Raw genomic sequence first — 13,748 nt, 5'->3', positions numbered from 1 at the left:
ATTGTTTTTCTAATAGCCTGATAGCCGAGCACGTCATCGTGCCCGCTATACAAGGCTTTTTCCTCTATCCTAATTGATAGAGATCTATGACCTGAACAAATTCTGGCAGGTACAATATCAATTTATTTTAACGCCAACCTACTATTTGATATGTGTTTTTACTTTGATTTCCTTAAATAAGTATAGTAAAGCCTATGTATTAGGCAAACTTAATAATGACCATACCTGAAATCAATAGTGTTAAGCCAAGCCATCCTTGCTTATTAAGTTTTTGACCAAACATAATCCATCCTGCTGCAACAGTAGCAATAATCCCAAATCCGCCCCATAATGCATAAGCAATAGATAAATCAAATCCTTTAACTGCTTGTGATAAAGCTAAAAACGCACCTAAAACTCCCAGCAATGAGAGAATACCAAAACCTAAGCGTTTAAATCCATCTGCATATTTCAAACAAATATTCGCAGTGATTTCAAGACCTATAGCAAAACATAGCCAGACAACATGAACAAATTCTACATTAGCCATAAATGACTCCTTTTTATTCTATTTTTTCGAAATACTCATATTCATTAACGGTAATAACTGATTGTTTTATATTGATTTAATTTGAGGGTGTTGAGTGTTCAGGTAATAATAAATTCTAATGCACTTAATGAAAACTAATTGCCTCAAATTTCATAGGGTTTAAAATAGTTTGTAAATTAAGCCATCGATTAAACCGCAAAATTTTCTTTGGCTTTGCAGTCAAGATCTTTTTCTTCACCTTCATCTTCTGGTTTTGATGTACCAGACTTTATCAAAGCTATCCCTGCTACTAGGGTGATTAATCCTATAACTTTAAGCGGGGTTAGCGCCTCATCAAAAAAAGTTACACTGAAACTTGTTATTAAAAGTAAACCGATTCCTTCCCATAAAGCATAGGCGACACCTATGTCAATTTGTTTTACTGCATAAGATAAAAATATATAAGAGATGGCAATCATCACTAGCATGATGACATACCCAGAAAGACCTTCTGTCATAGTTGCCCATTTCATAGAGAGCGTACCTATGACTTCAAATAATATGGCTAAAAATAAGCAGAACCAATACTTCATAAAAAATCCCTTTTAATTGTTTGCTTGCAGCAAATGTTTTAAATTTAGCTTGAAGTTTATATTTGCTTTAGCATAAATTGATAAATAGCAATAATAAACCACTCCTTAAAAAAATCAGTATCAGGGTAGTTTAATGGCTTTTAATTGCTGTTATATGAGAGTAATACTTACATTAAGTCTATAGCGCGTAACGCCAATAGAGTTCGCTTATGAACTTGCTATTTAGATCTAGAGTTGAATAATTTGATGATAAAATATTTGGAGTGATGACTAACTTGTTTCTTAATTTAAGAAGTAAACCTCTTCTTAATTGGAAACAAGATACAGCTTTTATGTCATTTTTTAATTGGTTAGAGCGGGTGTTCATAATATGCAACCTTTTAGTATTTCTTAATAAATCTATTTAAATAATACTAAAAAGATGCCTCCTTGAGTTTAATAAAAATCCATTTTATTCCTAAAAACTAGGCACTCATATGTAAAAAATACATAGGCAAACTAGTGCTTGGAAGGTAGATTTAAAAGGTTCTACCTTTCGAACGCAGAGCTATTATCTAATTTTAAATGTAACAAATCTACAGTCTTAATGTAAACTTTTAACAATTCTTGTAATAGTTTTTGTTAAGTGGATGATTTTAATTAACCCATTTGTATTAAACACTAATCTAAAGGTTTCTCCCTTAACGTTGTTATAATCGCCTTTAGTGAATCATCTAGAGGAGCACTGAATTGGACTTTTTGTTCTGTATGCGGGTGAATAAAGACTAAGGAAGCTGCGTGCAAAAATAATCTATTTAAACCCCTAGTCTGCATTTTTTCATCAAAACGTATATCACCATAACGAGGATCAAGCGCGATAGGGTGACCTGCATGTAACGTGTGGACCCTGATTTGGTGTGTTCTTCCTGTAATTGGAGATGCTCTAACTAATGTTGCATTGCCTAAACGCTCTTCCACTTTAAAATGTGTTTCAGAGGGTTTGCCTTCACTGGAAACTTTAACAACTCGCTCACCACTTTGCAGTAAATTTTTTAATAAGGGGGCTTGAACCACTTTTACATGAGAAGGCCATATTCCGCGGACTAACGCTAAATAATGTTTCTGCATTTTTTTCATGCGCAGTTGATCATGAAGATGTTTAAGTGTAGATCGTTTTTTGGCTATCAGTAATAAACCTGATGTATCTTTATCTAAACGATGAACAAGCTCTAAAAATTTTGCTTGTGGTCTAAGGGCTCTAAGAGCCTCAATTGCACCGAACTGTAAACCACTTCCTCCATGCACGGCAAGCCCAGAAGGTTTATTTAAGACAATTATGTAATCGTCTTCAAAAATAATCTGAGACTCTAATTGATTCACTTTATTCAGTTTTTGAGAAATCGGTTGAACTTCTTTTTCTTCTATTTTAATGGGTGGTATTCTTACAATATCCCCTGCAGCTAATTTATATTCGGGTTTTGTTCTACCTTTATTAATTCGAACCTCACCTTTACGAATTATCCGATAAATAAGGCTTTTGGGCACACCTTTAAGTTTAGCGAGTAAAAAATTATCCAGACGCTGTCCAGCTTCATCTGCATCAATTTCACGAAATTGTACTTCATGGTGTATTATTTTGTTTACGTTTTGATTGCTATTCATAATGTTGTTTCAGTCATTGAGAGAAAAATGATAAGTCTATCAGAAAATCTAAAGTTAGAGGTATAATTAAATAAGAAAATAGTGTTATTGTGCTCACAAGCATGTTTGGATGATATAAAATAATATTCTGTTGATTTCGACTTCAACTATGTTCAATGTGACTGATGTATTTAATAGAATTTTTATTGAACAAAGCAAATAATACATATTTTAATGCCGCTGTATCCCTTTTCGTATTTATCATGAGGATTTGTGAATGAGTAAAAAACATAAATTAAAAACAGTTTTATCTACCCTAGCTATTGCTATGGGAGCATTATCTTTTAATGCGTTAGCTGAAAATCCAACTGTTAAAGTTGTTTCTATAGTGGAACACCCTGCATTAGATAGAGCAAGAGACGGAGTTAAAGATGCTTTAGCTGAATCAGGCTTAAAAGCGGATGAAAATCTTAATTGGGAATTTCAATCGGCTCAAGGTAATACTGCAACTGCAACACAGATTGCACGTAAATTTGTTGGTGATGAACCCAATGTAATTGTTGCTATAGGAACTCCATCAGCCCAAGCTGTTGTTGCAGCAACTAAAGATGTACCAACCATTTTTTTGGCCGTGACTGATCCTGTTGTGGCCCAATTAGTTCCTTCATGGGATGCTTCAGGAACAAATGTTACAGGTGTATCTGATGCTTTAGAGTTAGAAAAACAAATTGAATTACTCAAAAAAATCGCACCTAATGCTAAAAATGTTGGGATGGTTTACAACCCAAGTGAAGCCAACTCTGCTGTTGTGGTTAAAGAACTAAAAGAAATATTCCCTAAACATGGTCTGACTTTAGTTGAAGCTGCAGCACCAAAGACCTCTGATGTCTATTCTGCAGCTCAAAGTTTAGTTGGTAAAGTTGATGTGATTTATACTAACACTGATAATAATGTAGTTTCTGCTTATGAATCATTAGTTAAAGTGGGTAATGAAGCCGATATCCCTCTTATAGCCGCAGATACTGATAGTGTCAAAAGAGGTGCTATTGCAGCAATCGGTGTAAATTATTATGATTTAGGCCTGCAAGCTGGCAAAATTGCAGGTAGAATAATAAAGGGTGAAGCCCCAGGCACTATTCCCTCACAGAAAAGTGAAAAAGTGGAATTATTTATCAATAAAACGGCTGCAAAAGAGCAAGGTGTAACGCTTCCAGATGCACTGTTAAAAGAAGCTACTGAAATTATTGAATAATTATATATAAGAAAGTTAAATCTTACCTAAAGGCGAGATTTAACTTTTTTCCCTAAGATATTTTTCTTCCCTAATACCCCAAAAGAACATATTTTTCCCTTTTTTGTTGTGCCAGCCTCTTTTTGTAAGACTTAACTATATGCTTAATGCAAATCAAGCTGCAGGTTTTGGCATGACTAAACCCCACTCAATATGCGTCGGAAGAATATCAGCACCTACAATTTGAAGTGACTTCAGTATATCCTTATCCTTATTGAAATCAAAATTGCTGAGGAGATAGGTAGATCAAAGAAAAATGCTAAATGTAGCAGCAAAAAAATGCCTTTATAATTATTATAATACTTATGTTTGAGAAGTGGGATCGCTTCTTAGCCTATGGAGCAATCCCGCCATTAAGTGTTGAAATGATAGAGAAACTGACTGCACTCGCCGTTTTGTATTAACAAAGCGCCACAGTTAATATGTACCTACTTCAGCTTTAGTCTAACGTTGAGAGTAAAATATGATGATTTAATGAACTTGTTTATTAAATAGATTTAACCGCTATAAAAAAATGAGAAGTGTTTGTTTTAAAATAATAAAAATGTGTTCATTTACAATAAACCTTATCTATTTTTCAACGTGATAAACTGAAAGATATCTTAATACTCTTGGAGAGACGTTTTATTGTATTTGGCACTATGTTTAATGATGAGGCTTAATGAAGTGTGTGTTTTCTTAAAAAGGATTGATTTTACATTGCTGCACCTATATACTAGTTAAATAGTACACTAATTATTATTCTTATAATATATCCCCCATGACTTAAGGAATACCTAATGCTTAAATTTCAAACTAAATCTACGTATACATTAAGAACTCTTATTACTGCCTTGCTTTTTACTCCTCTTTTTTCTCTGGCTGCTGAAAATTACGCGGTATCTGTAACCGCTATTGTAGATCATCCCGCCTTGAATAGTATTCGAGATGGCGTAAAAGATCAGCTTAAAGAAGAAGGTTTTGAAGAAGGTAAAAACCTAACTTGGGAGTACCAATCAGCCCAGGGTAATACAGGAACAGCAGCACAAATAGCTAGAAAATTTGTAGGTGATAATCCTAATGTGATTGTTCCTATAGCTACCCCATCAGCTCAAGCAACAGCAGCAGTAACAAAAGATATTCCTATAGTCTTTTCTGGGATCACCGATCCGGTTGCCGCGCAGTTAGTTCCCGCTTTAGGTGCTTCTGGTACTAATATCACTGGTGTAACGGATGAACTTGATACCGAAAAACAGATTCAATTGATAAAACGTATTGCCCCCAGTGCTAAAACAGTAGGTATAGTCTATAATCCAAGCGAGGCAAACTCAGCTATTGTGGTCGAAAAAATGCGGAAATTGTTACCTAATCATGGCTTGTCTCTTGTAGAAGCTGCCGCACCTAAAACGGTTGATGTCGGTCCAGCAGCTCAAAGCCTTGTAGGTAAAGCTGATGTTATTTACACCAGCACGGATAATAATGTTGTTTCTGCCTATGAGTCGTTGGTGAAAGTAGGTAATGAGGCGGATATTCCACTTGTTGCTGCGGATGCAGACAGTGTGACACGTGGTGCGATTGCTGCATATGGAATTAATTACTATGAGCATGGTAAGCAGTCAGGTAAATTAGTCGCTAAAATTCTTCGTGGTGAAAAACCAGGCGAGTTACCTATTGAAAAAGCGGATAAATTGGAATTGATTCTTAACAAAAAAGCAGCTTTGGAGCAATCGGTTACTTTGAGTGAAGAATTAATTTCTGAAGCAGTAAAAATTCTAGAATAACTTTTCAAGTTACCTATACAGAATTGTAAGTAATATCTAAGCTCTGTAAGTTTTTTACTGTTACAGGGCATTATAAAACGTAGTATTAAAAGTTGTATGAAAAGTAGTATAAAACGTTCTTTAAATCACTTCTAAATATCTAACAAACTACTAAAATAGTTTTAATAGTAATTCAACACCCAGCAAAACAATTTTAATAGTTCATCAAGTCAAAGCTGATATTTATTTTTTTAACATTAACTGGATCCATTGGATTTTATTCTAAACTTAGGTCTAATAATCAAACTATTTTTACATAGAAAACCACTGATCTTATTTTGAAAAAACGCAATAGTGGGTGTTAAAGGGACAATAGGATAATCAATCCATTTTTATGGTATTCGCCAAATTAAAATAATAGTTCGGAGGGCAAAAAAGGCTGATTTTATTCAAAATGTGTCAGTAGGTTTGACTATGTATTTCAAGCGAATAAGTATTTAAAAAAACAGAATACAATAGGGACCTAAGCTTTATTTTTTCTTTTTGCCGAAAAGGCAAACTCATATTGTTCACCTTTAAAATAATGAATTGAATATTCAAAAATTACGCTATTATTTAATTTCCCTACTGAATCCACTCTTATAACAGGTAACAGAGGATCTACATCTAAAATTTCAGCAAGATCTTTTTCCAATAAGACAGCTCTTACAATCTGCCTAGAGGAATCGATTGTTAATCCCTTAATTTTTTCAATATATTCATATTTGCTGTTCATCATTACTTCAATACTTAGATCGGGAAAAAAAGAGAACGGCATATAAGTTATTTCTAACACTTCCGGTAAATTATCTATTAATCGCAATCTTTTCACTTTATAGATTTGAACGCCTTTAGTGATTTGCAATTTTTCAGCCACTATGCTGTCTGCGTCAATGAGTTCAAAGGCAAGTATTTTTGAACTAGGCAATTTGCCCTGATTAGATATTTCTTCAACAAAACCTGTTAATTCAAACGCATTATGTTCAGCATTATCTTTTCTGACAAAAGTACCACTTCCACGTTTGCGGCTAATAAGGTGCCAGTCATTCAATAGCTGCATTGCCTTTCTTATTGTGATTCGACTGACTTGATAAATGATTTCTAAATCACTCTCTTTAGGCAAAATAGCGCCAGGGGGATAAACACCTGTACGAATTTTCATATGCAGATCTTCTGCAATTTCTATATATTTTGGGCCTTTAGGCGTGTGACTCTCTTGTATGTCAAAGGACATAATTCACCTTAGTCTAATCTGTTTAAAAATAAAAAATACAGTATTGCTGTGAAAGTTTTAATTGCTGGTTTTAATTATACCAAATTTTGTGAGAGACATCACAATTAATAACTATATATAATTTACGTATTACATATATATAACATATACTATTAATGTAATATTAAAGTGATGAGTTAAGGGAGTAAAAAAATCTAAAATATATTAGTTATTAGTTATTAGTTATTAGTTATTAGTTATTAGTTATTAGTTATTAGTTATCCATAATTTAAAAATTGAAATAATCGGGAGTAAATGATGAAAAGACAAAAATTAACAATAGTTGGCGCAGGAAGTACCTATACGCTAGGTATGATGAATAGCTTAATCGCTGAAAAAGAAAATTTTCCTTTATCAGAAATTGTTTTTTATGACATTGATGAGCAAAGACAAGCTTTAAACGCAAAAGCAACAGAGGTCCTGTTAAGAGAAAAATACCCTGAAGTGACTAAATTTACCTATACAACGGATAAAAAAGTCGCATTTGAAAATGCTGATTTCTTCTTTATTCAAATTCGTACTGGCGGTTTAGTTGCGCGTGAAAAAGATGAACAAATTCCATTGAAGCATGGTTGTGTTGGTCAGGAAACTTGTGGGCCAGGTGGAATGGCTTATGGTCTTCGTTCGATTGGTGACATGATTACTCTAGTCAATGAAATTAGAAGTTACACTAAAGATGCTTGGATTTTAAATTATACAAATCCAGCTGCGATTGTTGCTGAAGCGCTAAATCGTGAATTTCCAAATGACAAACGTATTTTAAATATTTGTGACATGCCAGCTGCAATTATGGTGAGTTATGCAAAAATTTTAGGATGTGAAATTTGGGATCTAGTACCCGAATATTTCGGATTGAATCATTATGGCTGGTTTACCGCTATTAAAAATAAACAGGGTGAAGATTTAACTGCTCAATTGAAAGCAACCATTTTAGGTGAGGGTATTAAAGCAGTCGATAATGAAATTGCAAACGATCCATCGTGGCAAGCTACATTTGACAACATGAGAACTATGCTTGCTGATAACCCAGAGTTCCTCCCTAATACATATCTTCAATACTATCTATATCCAGAAAAAATGGTTTCTAAAGAAGATATCAATAATACAAGAGCAAGACAGGTCATAAATGGAAGAGAAAAACGTGTATTTGATTTAGCTAATCGTATAATTGCCTCTGGTACTACGGCAAATGAAAATTTACATGCTGACATTCATGGTCGCTACATGATAAGAGTAGCAGCTTCTTTAGCTTATAATAAAAAAGATATTTATCTCGTTATTGTTCCAAATAACGGCATTATTTCAAATCTCCAGGCTGATGCCATGGTCGAAGTACCTTGCGCTATCACAAATGATGGTCCTAAGGCATTTGCAGTTGGAACCATTCCTACTTTTCAAAAAGCAATGATCGAATCTCAATTAGGCTACGAAAAATTAGTCGTTGATGCTTGGTTTGAAGGAAGTCGTCAAAAATTAGTGAATGCATTGACTTTAAACAGAACAGTTATAGATGTCCCAAAAGCAAAAGCGATTGTTGAAGATCTATTAATAGAAAATCAACGTTATCTACCACAATTTAAATAAAAAAATTAACATTGAGGTTAATATGAAAGATATTATTCAACGTTTTGGGGCAGCCATGTTTGTCCCCGTATTACTGTTTCCTGCAGCAGGGATATTATTAGGATTATCTGTTGTTTTATTAAATACGAGCATATTTCCTTTTGCCACACCAGAATCTACTTGGTTTAAAGTTGCTTCAATTCTATTAAAAGCATCACTTGCCATATTTGCAAATATGTCACTAGTATTTGCTTTAGGTTTACCTATAGCACTTGCTAAAATGGCATCCGGTAGGGCTGTCCTCGCAACATTAGTTGCCTATTTGACATTTAATTATGTGATCGGAGGGATTCTTGAGTTTTGGGGAACCGATTTAGGAATTAAATATGTTGCAGGGGAAACGGGGCTGACAACAATAGGTGGAGTATTAACTCTTGATACAAACCTTGTTGGGGCTATTCTAATCGCAAGTGTGTCAGTTTGGGCGCACAATAGATTTTTTAATAAAGTTTTACCTACTTGGGCTTCAGTTTTTACCGGAACTCCACTTGTTGTTATCGTACTTTTCCCAATTGTTGTGTTATTGGGCATTATAGCCACTTTAACCTGGCCAACAATACAACAAGGTATTGGTAATTTACAAAATTTCTTAGTCGGTTCAGGGGTTGTGGGCGTTTGGGTATTTACTTTCCTTGAGCGTATATTAATCCCAACAGGCTTACATCATTTTATCTACGGTCCAGTTTTCTTTGGTCCTGTTGCTGTCGATGGTGGTACCGTTGCATTTTGGATTCAAAATATTCAAAACTTTGCTGCAAATCCAACACTGTTAAGTGAACAATTCCCACAAGGTGGTTTAATGCTAACAGGTATGGGCAAAGTGTTTGGGACTACGGGTATAGCCTTTGCTTTATACAAAACATCAAAACCAGAAAACAAAAAAATGGTTGCTGGATTACTTATAGGTGCTACCCTAACGGCTATTCTAACAGGTATTACTGAGCCTATAGAATTTACATTCTTGTTTATTGCCCCTTATCTATTTCTAATTCATGCACTTTTATCTGCAACTATGGCTACTGTTGCGTTTTCACTGGGTGTATCTGGTAATTTCCAAACAGGGCTAATCGATTTTATATTCCAGAATTGGCTGCCTTTAGGCCCTAACCACTATGGAACTTATCTAATCCAAATCGGAGTAGGTCTCTCTTTCACGTTAATATATTATTTAGTCTTTAAAACATTAATTACCAAATTTAATATATTGACTCCAGGTAGAGGTGAAACCCAGGCTAAACTTTATACTAAAAAAGAGTATGAGGAAGCTAAAAATCCAGATGCTAAGGGTAATAATCATGCTATTAAGACTAAACAAACCAATGAGTACGAGTCGCAAGCTAGAGCGTATCTTGCGGGTTTAGGTGGTAAACAAAATATTGAACTGTTAACAAATTGCGCTACTAGATTGAGAGTAAAAGTCAAAGACTTATCCGTTGTTGAAAGTAACGAATATTTTCAAGCGCATGGTGCTGTTAATGTTGTTAGGGCGGGTCAAAATTTGCAGATCATAATAGGTTTAACAGTACCACAGGTCCGTGTTGCAGTTGATGAAGTTATGAAAGCCGAATAATCAGTATTTCAATGAGTTTAAAAATTAAGTGAAATTTTAAAATACAATCTGAATATTGACTCAAAAGTAAAGCCTTATGCATCATTGTTTAGTTGATGCACAGGGCTTTTTGAAGAGATTTTTCTATAACACTCAAGATAGCCATTGAGTTAAGGGCTTATTTTAAGCATTTTTTTAATATGGATAACTTATTATTCCGATCTCGTATCATTAAAAATCTACTTTACTAAACACCCTCATAATTAAAAACACATAATCTTATAAATGAAAAAAATCTCACATAGCGCATGGATCAGCCCTGCTTTCAAACCAATCATGAGGGGAACCATCTATTTGAACGAATTCACCACGAGCAGGCCTAGGTGTTCTAGTCAAATGAACTCGTTTCGTCTTTTTTTGGTTTAGCTTTCCAGATGTTAGTGCGGATCATTATCTGTCTGATTGTTTCACGGCTGAGTGTAACCCATCTTTTTCAGTTAAATATTCATTCGCCAATGTCGGTTCAAACTCTGAGTATTGTAACTTGATGCGCTCAACAATCTTGGCTTCAGTATCAGCAGTAGCTTGTCTAGTAGAAGGTTTGCCACGACTTTGCGATACAATACCACCGATGCATTTTCTTTATATTTGATGAAAAGTCTTTTAAGATGCCTGTAACTTACTCACAGTTGCTTAACAGCTGTGACTTGAGTGATTTCTATTCTAAAATATTTGTCAAAAACATAGGCACGATCTTTTTCTTTTAAAGAGTATGTATTTTGAGTCATAAGTTAGCCCTTTTAAGTTAAGTAAACTTGCGTTATTAAATCGTATTTAGTGACAATAAGAAACTGCACTAGTGAGGACTTTAACAGAATGCTCTAACAGTAAAATAATACTTCTTGACACTTAGACATTTTCCAGATTTAAAGAGTAGATAATTTTACTTAAGAGAACCCATAGAAATTACAAATCTTTTTGACAATATTGAAGAAACAAGTTCGATCATTAATAAAAAATACCCTGTCGCAGAAATCGCTTTTTTAGTCATTGCCTCTTTTATATGTGGCTATAATAATTGGTACTCGATAGCGCGTTTCGGTGATGCAAATATAGCCTGGCTTAGAAAATTTTTTCCTTATGCAAATTGAATACCTAATCGGCAAAATATTGCTATAATAATCAGATTGATAAAGCCTGAATCATTGATTGAATTATTAGTTAACTGGGCCAAAAGCTATCAATCTGACGCGCCAGAAGAACAACAACAATCAACTGATAATAAAGATAGTAGCTCTTCAAAAAATACGTTCGTTAATTTAAAAAATATTATTGCTATTGACGGTAAAGATGTAAGAGCTTTACAAGCTCACAGTGGCGAAGTTCTTAACTTTGTGTCAGTACAATATATTGGCCTTGATGTTACAATGAGTACCGAAATGGGCCTTGGAAAAGGTCAAAAAAATGAGATGGTTAGGAATGTTTTAAACACATTGAATTTAAGAGAATGTGTGATTACTTTAGAAGCATTACACTGCCAAAGTGAAACAATTAATACCATAGCCAAGCAAAAAGCAACAGCACTGATTCAGATTAAAGCAAATCAAGGTAAATTGCATGAATCTATTGATGCACAATTTCAAGAACTTTGGTCACTATCCGAACCAAAGCAAGGCGCGACAAAAGAAGAAAGTACAGCACATGGGAGAAACGAACAACGTGATGCATACGTTTTATCAATTAAGTTAAGTGACAAATCATTGAAAAAATGGCCTCATCTTAAAATAGCGATTGCAATCGTCAGAGAACGACAAGTAAAATGTAAAACAGGAATTTATTCAACATCTTATTATGTTTGCACAAATGTAATAACACAAATGTAATAACAGCAGAAGAAGCAATTAAAATACTTCGTATGCACTGGGGGATAGAAAATTAGTTATACTGGATATTAGACGTAACATTTAAAGAATATCAGAGCGCTGTTCAAGATAGCATTGCAGCAAAAAAATTAGCTTTTCTGAGAAGAGTGACACTCTATTTATTACAAGTAACCCCTCTTCTTGAAAAGAAAAAAGAAGCACCGATGACAGCAAAAATGATGAAAGCTGTATTTGATATTAATTTTAGAGAATCGGTCATATTTAATTTAGCTCGAGAATAATTTTACATGGATATTTTGCTTACAAAAGTTTAATTCACCCCTGATAATAACATGTGATTGCCCACATATATAAAAAAAAGCTATCAGAACCTCAATGCGCTGCTATATTATGCGAAAGTGTTCTTTTAAATATACTTGCTAGGAAATTTATGAAGCTATTTGTTATTTTTTTTATCACCTTTTTCAGTTTTGTGATCTACTCTTTGAGTGAAATTCGTTTTTTTCTATTTTTGTGGCTAGATGACATTTATAGCATAGACACATATGTAACAGATTTCATAAATTCTGAGAAACTGAATTATCAAATACTTAATGCGCTATATTTGGGTTTCCCTATACTTGGGCTTATCCTCCTACAGTTACCATCAAAAAGTTCAAATAAAAACCGCTTTATATTACTTAAAACTTTATTGCTTCCAGCATTTTTATTTTTAATTGATTATTTTGTTTTAGGCGGCGGGTTCAATTATAAAAATGATTGGTTCCTACATGAGGGTTTTAAGGAACTTCTTATTATTTATAACCTGTTGATTCTAATGGTTCTCCTGCCACTTGCTCAGGTTTGGGCAGCAGGCGATAATCCTTTTCTCAATACTGAAAAATTAAAATTAAAAGTAAGTCAAAACCTTCTCGTTTTATCAATATTTCTTTTAATTTACTATGTATTATTAAAAAATTTTGTTAAATTCCGGGGAGCCGCTAATCTTTTAATTACATTATTTGTTTTCATCCATGCTTTTCTTGAGATTTGTCCATGGTTGAGAGTTAAACTTGTGCGAATCAATCTTGCTCTTTACCAAATTATTTTTCCTTTCGCGCTAATTTTAACTTTTTCGTTACTTAGATTTATTAATCCGCCAAGTGAAAATACAGGTCTTTTTGGGGGATTGATAAATGCTTGCTATGTAATTATGGTGGTATTTACTTCGATATTAATGCAAAGCTTTTTTCTGTCTGATCGATTTTTATTTTTTAAAAAGATTATGCTAAACAAAGCAATTCTAATATTTTTAGTTTTATCAAATATCCTACTTTTGTCTATGGGCATTTTTACGTATAGCCAGGTTAAACAAAATGAATTAATTGAAGTCGAGGATTGGCTCTGGCTCATGGGTCATTATTTTTTCATTAGCTATTATTTTATAATGAGTGTCTTTTTAATATATGCATCTATGTTTTCCCTAAATGAAAATTTAAAAAATTCCACCTCCAAGACAAATTCCTTAGTTACCAGAGAGGAAACCGAATTTAATGAAAACAGAGTTGAATTTATAAAACGTGGTACAACAAAAATTAATATACTTTTTGGTTTTTTCTTTATTGTCATTCCTTTGTTTATTTTTAATAAG

At 33.7% G+C, this 13,748-nt stretch carries 11 protein-coding genes; 7 read left to right on the top strand and 4 right to left on the bottom strand.

Annotated elements, in window-relative coordinates:
• Nucleotides 1-199 precede the first annotated feature (199 nt).
• The 3 genes from mdtI to rluC all read right to left on the bottom strand — a co-directional run bounded on the left by mdtI (nucleotide 200) and on the right by rluC (nucleotide 2,742).
• Nucleotides 200-529: a multidrug/spermidine efflux SMR transporter subunit MdtI gene (gene mdtI / locus ACFFIT_RS05250; protein WP_385876602.1), complete on the bottom strand. Its 330-nt coding sequence runs from the start codon at nucleotides 527-529 to the stop codon at nucleotides 200-202.
• Nucleotides 530-717: 188 nt separating this feature from the next.
• The gene (mdtJ, locus tag ACFFIT_RS05245; protein WP_385876601.1) at nucleotides 718-1,101 is read right to left on the bottom strand and encodes a multidrug/spermidine efflux SMR transporter subunit MdtJ; all 384 of its coding nucleotides are present in this window, start codon (nucleotides 1,099-1,101) and stop codon (nucleotides 718-720) included.
• A gap of 660 nt (nucleotides 1,102-1,761) precedes the next feature.
• Nucleotides 1,762-2,742, bottom strand: coding sequence for a 23S rRNA pseudouridine(955/2504/2580) synthase RluC (gene rluC, locus ACFFIT_RS05240; protein WP_385876600.1), 981 nt, complete (start codon nucleotides 2,740-2,742; stop codon nucleotides 1,762-1,764).
• Between the two features lie 256 nt (nucleotides 2,743-2,998).
• On the opposite strand from rluC, the gene ACFFIT_RS05235 reads away from it, so the two are divergent.
• A complete protein-coding gene (locus ACFFIT_RS05235) occupies nucleotides 2,999-3,973 on the top strand; it encodes an ABC transporter substrate-binding protein (RefSeq protein ID WP_385876599.1) in 975 nt (324 codons plus the stop codon).
• An 818-nt stretch (nucleotides 3,974-4,791) separates the two neighbouring features.
• On the top strand, nucleotides 4,792-5,772 hold the full coding sequence (locus ACFFIT_RS05230) for an ABC transporter substrate-binding protein (protein ID WP_385876598.1): 981 nt from the start codon (nucleotides 4,792-4,794) through the stop codon (nucleotides 5,770-5,772).
• 502 nt (nucleotides 5,773-6,274) lie between these two features.
• On the opposite strand, the gene ACFFIT_RS05225 is transcribed toward ACFFIT_RS05230, so the two are convergent.
• Nucleotides 6,275-7,024, bottom strand: coding sequence for a GntR family transcriptional regulator (locus ACFFIT_RS05225; protein ID WP_385876597.1), 750 nt, complete (start codon nucleotides 7,022-7,024; stop codon nucleotides 6,275-6,277).
• 297 nt (nucleotides 7,025-7,321) lie between these two features.
• Here ACFFIT_RS05225 and ACFFIT_RS05220 point away from each other — a divergent pair, with 297 nt between their 5' ends.
• The 5 genes from ACFFIT_RS05220 to ACFFIT_RS05200 form a co-directional block, all read left to right on the top strand.
• On the top strand, nucleotides 7,322-8,647 hold the full coding sequence (locus ACFFIT_RS05220) for a 6-phospho-alpha-glucosidase (RefSeq protein ID WP_385876596.1): 1,326 nt from the start codon (nucleotides 7,322-7,324) through the stop codon (nucleotides 8,645-8,647).
• 22 nt (nucleotides 8,648-8,669) lie between these two features.
• Nucleotides 8,670-10,256 carry an alpha-glucoside-specific PTS transporter subunit IIBC gene (locus ACFFIT_RS05215; protein ID WP_385876595.1) on the top strand — a complete coding sequence of 529 codons (1,587 nt, stop codon included), beginning with the start codon at nucleotides 8,670-8,672 and terminating at the stop codon, nucleotides 10,254-10,256.
• A gap of 938 nt (nucleotides 10,257-11,194) precedes the next feature.
• Nucleotides 11,195-11,386: a transposase family protein gene (locus ACFFIT_RS05210; protein ID WP_385876642.1), complete on the top strand. Its 192-nt coding sequence runs from the start codon at nucleotides 11,195-11,197 to the stop codon at nucleotides 11,384-11,386.
• Nucleotides 11,387-12,118 (top strand): ISAs1 family transposase, encoded by a 732-nt coding sequence (locus tag ACFFIT_RS05205; protein ID WP_385876641.1) that lies wholly within the window; start codon nucleotides 11,387-11,389, stop codon nucleotides 12,116-12,118.
• Nucleotides 12,119-12,548: 430 nt separating this feature from the next.
• Nucleotides 12,549-13,748 (top strand): hypothetical protein (locus ACFFIT_RS05200; RefSeq protein WP_385876594.1); only part of this gene is annotated, 1,200 nt, incomplete at its 3' end.

This window comes from Thorsellia kenyensis (assembly GCF_042432445.1).
Taxonomy (GTDB): Bacteria; Pseudomonadota; Gammaproteobacteria; order Enterobacterales; family Thorselliaceae; genus Thorsellia; species Thorsellia kenyensis.
This window is presented reverse-complemented; position numbering and strand designations above follow the sequence as displayed.